11 protein-coding genes are annotated in these 15063 nt (G+C 70.2%); 5 read left to right on the forward strand and 6 right to left on the reverse strand.

Features of this window, described 5'->3' with window-relative positions; translation table 11 throughout:
• Positions 1–143: 143 nt before the first annotated feature.
• Entirely contained in the window at positions 144–1547 is a 1404-nt protein-coding gene (sthA, locus tag ABZ707_RS08455; RefSeq protein ID WP_360169820.1) for a Si-specific NAD(P)(+) transhydrogenase, read from the reverse strand.
• 248 nt (positions 1548–1795) lie between these two features.
• Here sthA and ABZ707_RS08460 point away from each other — a divergent pair, with 248 nt between their 5' ends.
• Positions 1796–2932, forward strand: coding sequence for a DUF475 domain-containing protein (locus tag ABZ707_RS08460; RefSeq protein WP_360169823.1), 1137 nt, complete (start codon positions 1796–1798; stop codon positions 2930–2932).
• Between the two features lie 30 nt (positions 2933–2962).
• On the opposite strand, the gene ABZ707_RS08465 is transcribed toward ABZ707_RS08460, so the two are convergent.
• The 4 genes from ABZ707_RS08465 to ABZ707_RS08480 all read right to left on the reverse strand — a co-directional run bounded on the left by ABZ707_RS08465 (position 2963) and on the right by ABZ707_RS08480 (position 7433).
• Positions 2963–3691 carry a VOC family protein gene (locus tag ABZ707_RS08465; RefSeq protein WP_360169826.1) on the reverse strand — a complete coding sequence of 243 codons (729 nt, stop codon included), beginning with the start codon at positions 3689–3691 and terminating at the stop codon, positions 2963–2965.
• Positions 3692–3880: 189 nt separating this feature from the next.
• Complete coding sequence (locus ABZ707_RS08470; protein ID WP_360169829.1) at positions 3881–4507, reverse strand: DNA polymerase ligase N-terminal domain-containing protein; 627 nt, start codon at positions 4505–4507, stop codon at positions 3881–3883.
• 33 nt (positions 4508–4540) lie between these two features.
• Complete coding sequence (locus tag ABZ707_RS08475) at positions 4541–6448, reverse strand: glycoside hydrolase family 15 protein (RefSeq protein WP_360169832.1); 1908 nt, start codon at positions 6446–6448, stop codon at positions 4541–4543.
• Between the two features lie 226 nt (positions 6449–6674).
• A complete protein-coding gene (locus tag ABZ707_RS08480) occupies positions 6675–7433 on the reverse strand; it encodes a beta-glucanase (protein WP_360169835.1) in 759 nt (252 codons plus the stop codon).
• A gap of 424 nt (positions 7434–7857) precedes the next feature.
• Between ABZ707_RS08480 and ABZ707_RS08485 the strand changes: the two genes are divergently transcribed.
• Entirely contained in the window at positions 7858–11646 is a 3789-nt protein-coding gene (locus tag ABZ707_RS08485; RefSeq protein ID WP_360169838.1) for a S8 family peptidase, read from the forward strand.
• A 232-nt stretch (positions 11647–11878) separates the two neighbouring features.
• Positions 11879–12880 carry a helix-turn-helix domain-containing protein gene (locus ABZ707_RS08490; protein ID WP_360169841.1) on the forward strand — a complete coding sequence of 334 codons (1002 nt, stop codon included), beginning with the start codon at positions 11879–11881 and terminating at the stop codon, positions 12878–12880.
• A gap of 12 nt (positions 12881–12892) precedes the next feature.
• Here the strand turns inward: ABZ707_RS08490 and ABZ707_RS08495 are convergent, their stop codons facing one another.
• Positions 12893–13549 (reverse strand): DUF6629 family protein, encoded by a 657-nt coding sequence (locus ABZ707_RS08495; protein WP_360169844.1) that lies wholly within the window; start codon positions 13547–13549, stop codon positions 12893–12895.
• A 350-nt stretch (positions 13550–13899) separates the two neighbouring features.
• On the opposite strand from ABZ707_RS08495, the gene ABZ707_RS08500 reads away from it, so the two are divergent.
• Together ABZ707_RS08500 and ABZ707_RS08505 are read left to right on the forward strand one after the other, a co-directional pair.
• Entirely contained in the window at positions 13900–14103 is a 204-nt protein-coding gene (locus ABZ707_RS08500) for a cold-shock protein (protein WP_030228921.1), read from the forward strand.
• 274 nt (positions 14104–14377) lie between these two features.
• Positions 14378–15063 (forward strand): DEAD/DEAH box helicase (locus tag ABZ707_RS08505; protein WP_360169847.1); only part of this gene is annotated, 686 nt, incomplete at its 3' end.

The following is a 15063-nucleotide window of genomic DNA, read 5'->3' on the forward strand; positions in this document are numbered from 1 at the left end:
ACGTCGTGTCCGACGCCTGCGACCCTTCGAACAGCGCCTGAGACCCCACCGGCTGACCGCCGTGGTGCCTGCCTTCGGCCGGCCCGGATCCGTCGGCGGGCCGGCAGCCCGGCGGGCCGGAAACGACGCGCGTCGGACGCGGCTCAGCGTTCCATACGGGCCGTCTGGCGGATCTTGTTTGTCACATCGAGGGCCGCGACCTTGTAGGACTCGGCGAGGGTCGGATAGTTGAAGACCGCGTCCACCAGGTAGTCGACCGTGCCTCCGCAACCCATCACGGCCTGGCCGATATGGATCAGCTCGGTCGCGCCCGAGCCGAAGCAGTGCACGCCGAGGAGGCGGCGGTCCTCCGGTGACACCAGCAGTTTCAGCATGCCGTGCGCGTCGCCGACGATCTGGCCGCGGGCCAGCTCGCGGTAGCGCGAGACGCCGACCTCGAACGGCACCCTCTCGTCGGTGAGCTGGTCCTCGGTCCGTCCTATGAAGCTGATCTCGGGGATGGTGTAGATACCGATGGGCTGGAGGTGGTGCATCGGGTTCACGGGCTCGTCGCAGGCGTGATAGGCCGCCGCGCGGCCCTGTTCCATCGAGGTCGCCGCCAGGGCGGGGAAACCGATGACATCACCGACGGCGTAGATGTGCGGAACGGCGGTGCGGTAGTGCTCGTCGACGGTGATCCGGCCGCGCCGGTCGGCGGACAGACCCGCCTTGTCGAGGTCGAGCTCGTCGGTCAGCCCCTGCCGGCCCGCGGAGTACATCACCGCGTCGGCCGCGATCTTCTTCCCGCTCTCCAGAACGGTGAGCGTGCCCTGCTCGTGCCGCTCGACCGCCGACACGGTCTCCCCGAACCGGAAGGTCACCGCCAGGTCGCGCAGCCGGTACTTGAGCGCCTCCACCACTTCGACATCGCAGAAGTCCAGCATGCCGTCGCGCTGTTCGACCACGGTGATCTTGCTGCCGAGGGCCGCGAACATCGACGCGTATTCCATGCCGATGACACCGGCACCCACGATCACCATGGACCGGGGGACCTTCTCCATATTGAGGACGCTGTCGGAGTCCATGACGGTACGGTCGTCGAATTCGACGCTGGCCGGGCGCGCCGGGCGGGTGCCGGTGGCGATGACGATGTGATCCGCGGTGACCAGGCGGTCCGGGCCGGAGGCGTCCCGTACGGCGACCGTGTGCGCGTCCACGAACCGTCCGGTGCCCGTGAGCAGCGTGACCTGGTTCCTGGCGAGCTGGCTGCGGACAACGTCCACCTCCAGGCCCACGACATGCTGGGTACGCGCCGTCAGATCGGCGACGGTGATCTCTTCCTTGAGCCGGTAGCTCTGGCCGTACAGATCGCGCTGGCTCAGCCCGGTGAGATAGAGCACCGCCTCGCGGAGTGTTTTGGAGGGGACGGTGCCGGTGTGGAGGGAGACGCCGCCCAGCATGTGCGGGCGGTCGACCACGGCGACCCGGCGACCGAGTTTGGCCGCTGCGATGGCGGCCTTCTGGCCACCCGGTCCTGATCCGATGACAAGCATGTCGAAGTCGGGCACGGGAGGAGTCTGGCAGTCGTCCGTGATTCACGGAAGGCCCGGCCCGGCGCGAGAGCCGCGCGGTGTCCGCTCGGGTGCGGTCGCCGTCGGAAGGCCGGGCCCCCTGGGGAGAGGGAGGGGGGTGATGCGTGGTGGGGAGCCCCGATCACCTACCGTGAGAGTCTGTTCGGGTCTCTGGTCGAGAGGGCCCCAGGGCACCCGCTCGGGGTGGGGAGCGGGGCCTCCGTACACAGGAGAATGGGCAGCACGTGCTTCTGAAAACCTTCAGGTGGGCGTTTGTCGTCACCGCGCTGGGCCTCGCCGCCGGCGGCCTCTACGACGGGTGGGCCGCCCTGGGGATCGTCGCGATCCTGGCCGTCCTGGAAGTGTCGCTGTCCTTCGACAACGCGGTGATCAACGCCGGAATCCTCAAGAAGATGAGCGCCTTCTGGCAGACGATCTTCCTTACGGTCGGTGTGCTGATCGCGGTCTTCGGGATGCGGCTCGCGTTCCCCGTCGTGATCGTCGCGGTCACCGCCAAGATCGGCCCCATTGAGGCCGTGAACCTGGCGGTGAACGAAAAGGACCGGTATCAGCAGCTGGTGACCGACGCGCACCCGTCAATCGCGGCGTTCGGCGGCATCTTCCTGCTGATGATCTTCCTCAACTTCATCTTCGAGGAGCGGGAGATCACGTGGCAGACCTGGCTGGAGCGGCCGCTGGCCAGGATCGGCAAGGTCGAGATGCTCCCGGTCTGTATCTCGCTGATCGTCCTGCTCATCGCGTCCATGACGGTCGCCACCCACGCACATCAGCACGGCGGTGAACACGCCGACAAGGCTCAGACGGTGCTGACCGCCGGTGTCGCGGGGCTCATCACGTATCTGATCGTCGGCGGGCTCTCCAGCTACTTCGAGAACCGCCTCGAAGACGAGGAGGAACGCGAGGAGGAGCGGGAGCGCGAGGTGCGCGCGGCGAAGCAGAGCCGCGGCGGGAACGGCGCGGCGATCGCCGTCACCGGCAAGGCCGCCTTCTTCATGTTCCTCTACCTGGAGGTCATCGACGCGTCGTTCTCGTTCGACGGTGTCATCGGCGCCTTCGCCATCACCAATGACATCGTGCTGATGGCTCTCGGCCTCGGGATCGGCGCGATGTATGTCCGCTCGCTCACGGTCTACCTGGTCCGCCAGGGCACCCTCGACGACTACGTCTATCTGGAGCACGGAGCGCACTACGCCATCGGGGCGCTCGCCGTGATCCTGCTCGTCACCATCCAGTACGAGGTCAGCGAGATCATCACCGGCCTGGTCGGGGTGGTGCTGATCGTCTGGTCGTTCTGGTCCTCACTCCGCCGCAACGCGCGCGCCGCCGCAGGACAGTCCCGGGGCCGGGCACCCGTGTCGTAAGACGCCGGTGCCCCGAGGCGCCGGTGTCCGTCACGAGGTGACGGTGAAGATCCCGCCGTCGGGGTCACGCAGCGTCGCTTCACGCTCGGAGTCCGAGCGGCGCGATGTGGCCGGCGGAGCGACGACGACACCTCCGGCCCGCATGGCGGCCTCGACGGCGTCATCGACGTCCGCGACCCGGAAGGACACATGCCAGCGGGGCCTGATCTGCGGATCGGGCGCGCTCTCGACCGCGCCGCCGCGCAGCGCGGCGACCGTGTGCGTACCGTCGTCGACCAGCACCTGACCGTCCTCGTAGCGGACCTCGCAGCTCGCCTTCGCCTCCGAGCCCCAGGTGAGGACCCCCGCGTAGAAGATCGCGGCGGCGAACGCGTCCCTGGTACGGAGCTCCAGCCAGGCGGGCCCACTGCCGCGCCCCACGGACCACCCGGGGATGATGAGCCCCTCCCACATCCCGAACACGGCACCGTCCGGATCGGCGCTCAGGATGGCGCGGCCCGTCTTCATGGCGAGAGGCCCCACGGCGACGGTGGCGCCCCGCTCCCGGACCCGCGCGGCCGCCGCGTCGGCGTCGTCGACCAGGAAGTACGGGGTCCACGCGACAGCGGCCTGGAGGCTGGGCGCGAGGGCTCCCATGCCCGCGACCGGCGTACCGTCGGAGAGCGCGGCCGTGAACTCGTCGCCCAGGGAGGTGTGCCGGTAGGTCCAGCCGAGGACCGCGCTGTAGAAGTCCTGGGCCGCCTGAAGATCGCGTGCCATCAGACTCACCCAGCAGGGGGCCCCGAGTACGGCATGAGATGACTCCGGCATATCTCTGTTTCACTCCGTTCTGCCAGGTGGGGGCGATCCCGGCCCCCGTAGCGATGCTTCATCTCACCTTGCCGCCCCGCGCGCCGGTACGCATCCGGCGCGCCGGAAGATCAACGACGGTCCGGAGCCGGGCGGCGCTCAGCCACCGCTCGCCGCCTCGTCCTCGGCCACCTGGTGAAGTGTGCGCCCGGAACGCGCGGACCGCGCCCGGTGCGGGTCCGGCGTGGCGGGACCGCCGGTTCTGGCGGCGGAGTCCTTCTCCTTCACCAGCAGCCAGGCCTCCTCGTCGCCGTCTTCGCCGTTCCGGATACGGGTGAGGGCATAGCCGCCGCGCAGTTTCGTACCGTCGAGCCAGAAGGAGGCGTGGCCGTGCGCCAGCGCCTCGCCGAAGGACCCGGCGGGGCCCGGCCGGTGACCCGCGAGCGGACGGTAGGTCCCCTGGTCCCAGACGATGACGGTGCCGCCGCCGTATTCGCCGCTGGGAATGACCCCTTCGTACTCCCGGTACTCCAGCGGATGGTCCTCGGTGGGCACGGCCAGACGTTTGTCACCGGGATGGACGGAGGGTCCTTTCGGCACGGCCCAGGACTTGAGCACGCCGTCCACCTCCAGCCGGAAATCGAAGTGCGTCCGGCTCGCGTCATGGATCTGCACCACGAAGGACGGCTCGGCGCCGGGCCGCTCACCGCCGCCACTGGGCTCGGCCGTGGTGTCGAAACGCCGTTTGTCCCGATACCGCTCCAACGGGTCCCTGTCACTCGCCATGGCCGCCACCTTCCCGGGCACCGCCCGCGATACTCAGCCCATCGCGCGGTCCAGATTGATCGCCGAGCTGATCAGGGCGAGATGGGTGAACGCCTGCGGGAAGTTCCCCAGGTGCTCACCGGTCAGCCCGATCTGTTCGGCGTACAGACCGACATGGTTCGCGTAGGTGAACATCTTCTCCAGCGCCAGCCGCGCCTGCTCCACGTCGCCGGTGCGGGCGAGCGCCTCCACCCACCAGAAGGAGCAGATGGAGAAGGTGCCCTCGGTGCCGTCCAGGCCGTCCGGGGCCTGCTCGGGGTCATAGCGGAAGACCAGGCTGTCCATCACCAGCCGGTTCGCGATCGCGTCGACGGTGGACTGGAACCGCGGGTCGACCGGCGAAAGGAACTTGACCATGGGCATCAGCAGCAGCGAGGCGTCCAGGATGTCCTCCGGCGGACGGTCGGCATCCGCGGAGAGCCGCTGTACGAAGGTACGGGCCCGCGGGTCCCAGCCACGCGCCATGATCTGGTGGTAGATCTCGTCGCGCGCGACGGCCCAGCGGTTGAGATCACCGGGCAGACCGCGCTGGTGCGCCATCCGGATCATGCGCTCGACGGCGACCCAGCACATGAGCCGCGAATACGTGTGGTGCTGTTCCCCCGCCCTGGTCTCCCAGATGCTCTCGTCGGCGCTGTCCCAGTTCTTCAGCAGCCAGTCGATGATGCCGCACAGATCCATCCAGCTGTCGTGCGAGATGCCCGCGCCGTACTTGTTGAACAGATAGATCGAGTCGATGAGTTCGCCGTAGATGTCGAGCTGGCGCTGTCCGCTGGCGTTGTTGCCGATCCGCACCGGATGGGAGCCCCGGTAGCCCTCCAGATGCCCGAGCGTCTCCTCCGGGAGACAGGCGAGCCCGTCGATGGAGTACACCACGCTGAGCGGGCCCGCCTCCCCGTCTGTCGCCGAGCGCAGGCGCTCGGTGAGCCACTCCATGAACGCCTGCGCCTCCTGGGTGAAGCCCAGCCTGAGCAGCGCGTACAGCGAGAACGCGGCATCCCGGATCCACACGTACCGGTAGTCCCAGTTGCGCCCGCCGCCCACCTGTTCCGGCAGACCGAGGGTCGGCGCGGCGACGATGGCGCCGGTCGGTTCATGCGTCAGCAGTTTGAGGGTCAGCGCCGACCGGTGGACCGTCTCCCGCCAGCGGCCGGTGTATGTCGACTGGCTCAGCCAGCGGCGCCAGAAGGACACGGTTCCCTCGAAGAGCTCTTCCGCGGCCTGCGCGGCGTCGGCGCCGGCGGCCGTCCCCGTGGCCGCGCCCGTGTCCGCGTCGGTGGCCGTGGTGCAGGCTTCGTGTTCGCCGGTCGTCTCCAGCACGAACAGCGCCGTTTCGCCTTCGGTGAGGTCGAACTCCGCGTGCGCGTCGGTCTCGTCGAGCTCCAGGAAGACGGAGGACCGTACCGAGAGCATCAGCGTCTCGCCGGTGAAACACACGCCCTCCGGCATCCGCCGCAGCCGGTGCTGGTCCCGGCCGTAGTTCATCCGGGGCGCGATCCGCACGCCCAGGCGCATCTCACCACGCACACTCACCACCCGGCGCACCAGCCGTTGCCGGTGTGCCGTGTCCCGCTCCCGCAGGACGGGCATGAAGTCCTGGATCTCCACGATGCCGTCGTCCGTGAGCATGCGGGTGATCAGGATGTTCGTGTCCGGGAAGTAGAACTGGTTCCTGGTGGCGGTCTGGCACACCGGCGCGATCTCCCAGTAGCCGCCGCGCCGCACGTCGAGCAGGGAACCGAAGACGCTGGGCGAGTCGAAACGGGGAGCGCAGAACCAGTCGACGCGGCCGTCCGTACCCACCAGCGCGGCGGTACGCATGTCTCCGATCAGCCCGTGCTCGGCGATCGGCAGATAGTCCTCGCCCCGCTCGCCCCGGAGCGGAGGCTGCGCCCCGTTCATGGCGCGGACACCTCCCGGTCACGGCAGCCGCCCGGAGGCCCGCCCGGCCGTTCCGGACCGCGCGCCCGTACGGGGCGTCCGGCCGGATCCGGTCCCGGAAACGGTGTCCGGTCGCCGGTCGGAGCCATGTGCCGCTCGTCGTTGTCCATCGAGTCGAGTCTCGCGCACCGGCCGCCGCGCCGCACGTCGATCTGCGGCGGCCGGTGCCCCGGCGGCCCGGGGCGGCTCAGGGACGGTAGACGCACAGCCGCTCGACCTCGTACGACATCTCCGTCGTGGCCGGCTCGGGGGCGGGGTGGTACTCACCGGCGCAGACGGAGAGATTCACGATGAGATAGGCGTACCAGTCGCGGCCCACACCCGTGTTGTCCGCGAAGACGCGTACGCCGTTGACCCACCAGACAACGGATCTCGCCAGGAATTCCACCTTCAGGTCCAGCCACGCACCCGGCTGGATCGCGGGATCGGTGTAGTAGTGCCCGCCGCCCCGTACGTGGTTCGAGAGTTCCAGCAGATCCGGGTTGTCCGGGTGGTATTCGAAGATGTCGATCTCGTTCCGGCCGTCCCGCCAGGTCCAGATCGCGGGCCAGGCGCCCAGCTCGGTGGGCAGCCGCACGCGGGCCTCCAGGATGTCGCCGGTGCGGACGGTGAACCGTTCGGGGCTCCCCTCGGTCGTCAACAGACCGGTGTTCCACTTGCCGTCGGGGCGGCGGGTCGCGCGGAAGACGCCGCTCCGGCTGTACTCCGCGTCCGGGACGAGGTAATCGAGCTTGTTGTCGCCGGGGTTGGTCGGCCCGCCACCCGGATACGCCCATGAGCGGCCCGCGACCCACTGCCTGGCGGAGGAGAAGTCGGCCGTGAACCAGGCAGCCCCGGGGACCGGTGGATCGGCGGGCGCCGGGACGGAGGGCGGGCGCGGCCCGGCCGTCCTGGGCCTGAGCTTCTGGGCGAGCCACTCCAGCAGCGTGGATCCGTGGTGACTCATGCTGTTCCTCTTCCCGGAGTCGCGGCATGCCGTGGCGGGTTCCCCGGGGCCGCCGGAAGAGCGCGGGCTCGTGGCTGTCCGACATGTTTCGGTTGCCCGACATGGTAGGGAGATGTGGAAGACGTCCGCGCGTGACGCGCCGTACCGCGCCCGGCGGTTCGGGGTACAGCCGGTCGACGCGCCGCCGCGCGCCGCGTCAACTCCCCACGGCACGGCGGCTTTACGCGGTGCTCATGCCGGGCCGGCCGGGCGGTACGCGGGTGGCACATGCGTGCCGGGACGCGTCCCCGGCGCCCCGGCACGGCGTTGTCGCTGTTGAGACATGTCGCAACAGCGACACCGGGAAGCAGTGACAGCCCTTCGGCGACTACCGGATTCTGTCGAACAGCGCGTAACCGCGGTGTTGAACGAAGGGGTTGGAAAGATGAGATGGACCCGCCTTTCGGCGGCAGTGTCAACGGCTTTGCTACTGACCGCAGGTGCGATGGCGCCAGTCTCGGCCCAGTCCCCGGCGCGAGGCACCTCCGCCGCCGGCTCCGCCCAGGCGGGTCCCGCCACCACGGTGCGGCTGATCACGGGCGACCGAGTGACCGTCGGCACCGGACCGGACGGCAGGCGGACCGCCTCCGTGGAGCCCGCCCCCGGCCGCGAGGGCATCATCTTCAAGACCGCGGAAGAGGACGGCGACCTGAGCGTCCTGCCCTCCGACGCCATCGGCCCGGTCTCGACCGGAAAGCTGGACCGGCGGCTGTTCGACGTCACCGAGCTTCTCGCCCAGGGCTACGACGAGGCGCACACCGACGCCCTGCCGCTGATCGTCTCCCAGCCGGCCGGTGAACCGGCCTCCGCCCTCGACAGGTTGTCCGCGCTGAACGAGGACTCGGCTCCCTCGCACAGGCTGGACAGCATTCACGCACGTTCGCTGCGGATCGACGGCGACGACCTCAACAGCTTCTGGAAGCAGCTCGTCCCCGGCCCCGACTCGTCCACCGCCCGCGCCGCCGCCACCCCGAAGGTCTGGCTGGACGGCCGGGTGAGCCCGACCCTCGACCGCAGTACGGCCCAGATCAACGCGCCCGCCGCATGGAACGCGGGCTACGAGGGGCAGGGCGTCAAGGTCGCCATCCTGGACACCGGAGCGGACCTGACCCACCCGGACCTGGCCGGCCGGGCCGCGACCACCAAGGACTTCTCCGGCAGCGCCGGAACGAACGACGCCTTCGGCCACGGCACACATGTCGCCTCCACGGTCGGCGGCTCGGGTGCCGCCTCGGACGGCAGGCGCAGAGGTGTGGCGCCGCGCGCCGAACTGCTGATCGGCAAGGTCCTCGGGGACGACGGCTACGGCAGCGAGTCCGCCGTGATCCAGGGCATGGAGTGGGCCGCGGCCGAGGGAGCCCGGGTCATCAACATGAGCCTGGGATCGGACACACCCACCGACGGCACCGACCCGATGAGCCTCGCGGTGAACGGGCTCTCGAAGAGCAGCGGCGCGCTGTTCGTGGTCGCCGCCGGCAACAGCGGTGAGCAGGGCGGGGAGACCATCGGTTCGCCCGGCGCGGCCGACGCCGCGCTCACCGTGGGCGCGGTCGACCGCGACGACTCACTGGCCCCGTTCTCCAGCCGTGGACCGCGCCTCGGCGACGGAGCGGTGAAGCCGGACGTCACCGCGCCCGGTGTCGGCATCGTGGCCGCCCGCGCCACCGGGACGACCATGGGCGACCCCGTCGACCCGTACTACGTCGCGGCCTCGGGCACCTCGATGGCCACGCCGCATGTGGCCGGCGCCGCGGCGCTGCTGGCCCAGGAGCATCCCGACTGGGATGCCGTACGGCTCAAGGACGCCCTGGTCAGCACCGCGCACACGGTGCCGGGCCAGCAGGTGACCGAGCAGGGCGGCGGCCGCGTCGACCTGGCGGCGGCAGCCCTCGGACCGGTCACCGCGACCGGCACCGTCTCCCTGGGCTCCTATGTGTCCGGCGATACCGGAGGAAAGGGCCAGGACGCCACGATCCGCTACACCAACACCTCCTCGTCCGAGGTCACCCTGCGCCTGGCGGCACGGCTCGCCACCACCGGCGGACAGGAGATCGCCGACGGGGGAGTGCGGCTCGGCGCCGACTCCGTACGTGTCGCCGCCGGCGCCACCGCCGAGGTGCCGCTGCACGCCGATCCGTCCGTCGTCGCGCGCGGCAAGTACTACGGCTACGTCAGCGCCACCACCGCCGACGGCAAGGTGGCCGTGCACACCACGGCGAGTCTCACAGTGCACGGCCCCACCCACCGGCTCACCGTCAACACCGTGGACCACAACGGAAAGCGCCTCCAGGGCCTGCCGACCATCTGGGGTCCCGACGGCTTTGTGAACTACGTCAGCGAGACCCCGGCCGTCGCCGAGGTCGAGGAAGGCACGTACCAGCTCAGCTACTCCTCGCTCGACAACGCCGCGGACGGCCAGGAGCTGCGCGAGGTCGTCCTGCCCGAGGTGAAGGTCACCAAGGACATGGCCGTCACGCTGGACGCCCGCAAGACCACCCAGGTGGAGATCCGCACCCCCAAGCCGGCGGAACAGCGCGGCGTGCTCAGCTACCAGACCTACCGTCAACTGGACGGCCACGGCCTGATCCAGGGCACGATGTTCTTCGACGTCGCCAAGCGTCTCTACATCAGCCCCACCGCCAAGGTCACCGAGGGCCAGTTCGAGTTCGCCTCACGCTGGCAGCTCGTCGCCCCGCTGCTGGAGGCGAAGGTCCCCGGGACGAAGATCTCGCTCAGCCCCTACTACACACACGTCTCCCCGCTGTTCGGCGACAAGGGCGCCCGGCTGTCCCCCGTCGACGCGGGAACCAGCGCCGCCCCCGACTTCCGCGGCAGCCGGGTCCGCGGCAAACTCGCGGTCGTCAGGGACGAAGGTTCGGACGAGACGGACCTGGCCAGGGCGGCGGCCAGGGCCGGCGCGGCCGGACTCGTGCTCATCTTCCCGTCGGACATGTATTCCTGGACCCGCTGGTCACCCCTCGGAGACCGGCTCGCCCTGCCCACCATGCGGGTGACCGCGGCCGAGGGCACCGCTCTGCTGGAGCGGGCCGAGCGGCACAAGACCACGGTGGAGTTCTCCGGCACCGCCGAGAGCCCCTATCTGTACGACGTGATGCAGGTCTCCGCCGGACAGGTGCCCCAGCATGTCGTCCACACCGTCTCGGACCGCAACAGCGCCGTGGTCCCGACCACGTACGCCGCGAGCGGTGACACCGGATGGGGGAGCGAGCAGCGTTTCGCCCGGCGTCCCTACCAGGACTTCGTCTGGAACCAGTACAGCCGCTATGTGCCCACCGGCACCCGGCGCACCGAGTACGTCAGCGCCGACGACACCCTGTGGCAGCACTTCGTGAGCGACCAGCCCGCCTTCGACGTCGACGTCCCGCTGACGCAAGGCATGCGGGACGGCGAACGGACCTACCGTCCCGGCAAGCAGCCCGGTGACCACTGGTTCGGCGCCGTCGTGCGGCCCGCGATCCCGCGCGGCTCCACGACACCGTCCGTCCGTACCGGTGATGTCCTCGCGCTGCGGATTCCCGAGCTCACCGACTCCGGCAGCGGCCACTGGGGGCGGGCGCTCTCCGGAGGCGGCGGTATCGGAACCTCCGCGACCCCGGCCGCCGAGCAGGGCAACGCCGTCTCCGCCCGGCTCTACCGGAACGGCAAGAAGACCGCCGACGCCCCGGACGCCTGGGCCGACTTCGAGGTGGCGCCAGGAAAGGCCGACTACCGGCTCGACCTGTCGACCTCCCGCGACGCCGCCGACTGGACGTTCGGCACCCGGACGGAGACCTCGTGGTCCTTCCGCTCGGACACCGCCGCCGGGGAGACGATCCTCCCGCTGCTCCAGCTCGACTACGACGTACCGGCCGACGAGCACAACACGGTGACCGCGCGACGGGGCCACGAGCTCGGCCTGACCGTCCGCGGCCAGGACGGCCTGTCCGCGCCGCGCGGCGTCACCGTCCAGGTCGAGACCTCGTACGACAACGGCAAGACCTGGACGAAGGAGGTCCGGGCCAAGGACCGCGGCCAGAACCGCTTCACCACCACCGTCGAGCGGCCCGGCCGGACCAGGGGTGACATCTACGTCACCCTGCGGGTCACGGCCGCCGACAGCGCCGGAAACAAGATCCGGCAGACCGTGGAGCGCGCGTACCTGCTGAGCGAGTAGGGCGGGGAACGGACCCGGCGGGCGGTACGGCCGGGACCGGGAGCGGCGGGTACAGAGGTGTGTCGGAGCCTCCGTGCCCGCCGCTTCGCGTGCCTCAGGTCCGACATGACCAGGGCGTATAGTGCGGTTGCCCGTCGCCGGTCCGGTTCCGGCGGGGCCCTGGTGCCGGGTGCTCTCCACGTGCCCGGCCCGTCGCTCCCGCACACCGTCGGCAGGGGCGGAAAGGAGCACGATGCTGGAGGCAGCGGGCCTCACCCCGGCCGAGGAAACCGTCTACAGGCTTCTCGTGACGCTGCCCACCGCGTCGGCGGACGAGATCGTGGAGCGGTCCGGGCTGATGCCCGGCGAGATAGACCGGATACTGACGGCGCTCACGGACAAGGGACTCGCCAGCGGGACGGACCGGGCGCCGCACAACTTCGCCGCGACCCCGCCCGATGTCGCCCTGCTGCCGCACCTGCAGAGACAGTCCGACGCCCTGGACCAGGCCCGCGCCGAGGTCACCGATCTGCTGGAGACCTATCGGCGCACCAGGCGCCGCCGCGACCCCGACCAGCTCATCGAAGTGATCACCGGCGCCGAGGCGCTGCGCCAGCACCTGCGGCAGATCCAGGACAACACGCGCCACGAGATGCTCTGGTTCTGCAAGGCGCAGTATGTCGCCATGCCCTCGGGAAGCAACCGCGCCGAGTACGACGCCCTGGCCCGCGGGGTGCGCTACCGCGTCCTGTACGAGCGGGCGTTCTTCGACGACTCCGGCGCCGTCGACAATGTGGTGGAGGGGGTGCGCGCCGGTGAGATGGCCCGCGCGGTCCCGCATCTGCCGCTACGGCTGGCCGTCGCCGACCGCGAGATCGCGATCTGCCCCCTGGTGCCCGGCGGACCGAGCGGCAGTTCCGAGGAGCCCACCACGGCGCTGGTCCGCGGCAGCAGCCTGCTGGAGGCACTGGTCGCGCTGTTCGAGCGCTACTGGGAGGACGCCGTACCGCTGCATGTGAGCGACTCAGGAACGGTCAGCGGCACGGACGGATCCCCGCACGGTCACGAGCTGTCGGCGACGGACCGCAAGCTGCTCTCGCTCCTGGTCGCGGGCGTCGCCGACAAGGCGATCGCCAGCCAGACGGGGCTCAGCAGACGTACCGTGCAGCGCCGCGTCCAGGCGATGATGGCCCTCGCGGGAGCGACCACACGCATGCAACTGGCGTGGCAGGCGGCCCGGCGCGGCTGGATGTAGCGGCGTCCCGGATCACCGGCCCGCCGAGGGCCGCCCGCCGGACAGGGCCGGGGGCGGTCCCTCCGGCCGGCGCCGCACCCAGGCGAGCATGAGGACCGAGGCGACCGCGGCCAGCGCGCACCAGGTCGAGACGAACTCCAGCCGCCACAGCAGCAGACAGAGCACCGCCCCGCAGCCGACGACCGCGCCCAGCAGCCGCACCACCGGATCGCCGCCGAGAAGCAGGGAACCGACGGTCGCCACGACATAGCCCGTCACGATCAGCGGCACATACGGCAGCTCGACGACATAACCGAGGGTGTGGCCCCGGACTTCGGCCGTCACCGTCCGGGTGGCGAGACAGTACGCCAGCGCCGTGGCGGTGGCGAGCCCGACGAGGGCCGGTGCGATCAGCCGGCGCCGCGCACGGGCGGGCGCCGCGAGCAGCACCCCGGCGGGTACCCACACCGCGAGCACGGGCAGGGCGATCACGGCCCAGGCCACGGTCGCCGGCCCCGCGCCGCCACCCGAAGCCCACACGGCGGCCTCGATGATCTGATGGGCTCCCAGGAGCAGCGGCAGCGCGGCGAGCGGCAGATCGCGGGCCCGGCGCAGCCGTGCCACACAGACCACACCGATGGTGGTGACGGCGGTCCCCGCCACCAGGTCGGCCGTCGCACTCCAGCACATGACCGCCGCTCCCAGCACCCGTTGAGCCGCCGAATCGCCGCCCCGGGCGCCTCGCCCGGCGGCAGCACATATCTATTGCCGCTGGTGCAGAAATCAACCCGATGTCTGGAGAGAATTTATGCCCTGACGGGCGGAGCGATAACACTTGCCGTGCCTGTCCGCTTGCACCGTGCTACTGTTGATCTCAGTTGCAGTTGTGGTTCCCAAAGACTTCAAGTGCTCTTGTCCGGCTTTCTTGGCCGACAGGCGCACTTATGTATTTCCGGTGTTTTCCGGACGGGGTAATCATCGCGGCGACGTGGGGCTCGCAGAATGCGGGTCTCCGGTGAATGCCCCGAAGGAGATCAGACATGGCCAGTGGCACCGTGAAGTGGTTCAACGCGGAAAAGGGTTTCGGCTTCATCGAGCAGGACGGCGGCGGCGCCGACGTCTTCGCGCACTACTCGAACATCGCCACCCAGGGCTTCCGTGAGCTGCAGGAAGGCCAGAAGGTGAACTTCGATGTCACGCAGGGCCAGAAGGGCCCGCAGGCCGAGAACATCGTTCCCGCCTGACGCTGACGCGCACGGCACAGCTGGGGCCCGCACCTTGGGATGCGGGCCCCAGCTCTGTTGCGTTTCCGGTGGAAGAAAGCATCCGGTGTGCCGTGATGACGTGCGTATGACGGGACACCGGGGCGTACGACCGCCTGCCGGCGGCGGACGAGCCGATTGTCCAGGCGCACCGCCCGGCACCGTTTTTATATGTACCCGGCTCGTTCTTGCGATTCTTTGTGCTGTTCATCCCGCCGAGAATTCTCGATACGTGCCGCATCGAGAGAGGTTCTGAATGAACCGCACACCGCGCACGAACGACCGTTACCCCCGCACGCGTACGGCCGGCTCCGGCAGAGGCGGCCGCGTCGGCTCCGCCGGCCGGGGCAGGCGTACCGGGCCGCCGCGAGGGGAGTTCGCTCTTCCGGTCACCCTCACTCCGGCGCTGCCCGCCGTCGCGTCCTTCGCCGAACTGGAGCTGCCTTTCGACCTGGTGAGGATGCTCACCAGCCTGGGTGTGAACGAACCCTTCCCGATCCAGGCGGCGACGCTGCCGAACTCGCTGGCCGGGCGGGACGTGCTGGGCCGGGGCCGTACCGGCTCGGGCAAGACCCTCGCGTTCGGCCTGGCCCTCCTCGCCCGTACGGCGGGGCAGCGGGCGCAGCCGCGGCAGCCGCTGGCGCTGGTCCTGGTCCCGACCCGGGAGCTGGCGCAGCAGGTGACCGACGCGCTCACGCCGTACGCACGGGCCCTGAAGCTGCGGCTGGCGACGGTGGTCGGCGGGATGTCGATCGGCCGGCAGGCCGGTGCGCTGCGGGGCGGCGCCGAGATCGTGGTGGCGACGCCGGGCCGGCTCAAGGACCTCATCGAGCGCGGCGACTGCCGCCTGGACCGGGTCGCGGTCACCGTCCTGGACGAGGCCGACCAGATGACCGACATGGGCTTCATGCCCCAGGTCACCGAACTCCTCGACCAGGTACG

This window comes from Streptomyces sp. NPDC006923, assembly GCF_040635655.1.
GTDB lineage: Bacteria > Actinomycetota > Actinomycetes > Streptomycetales > Streptomycetaceae > Streptomyces.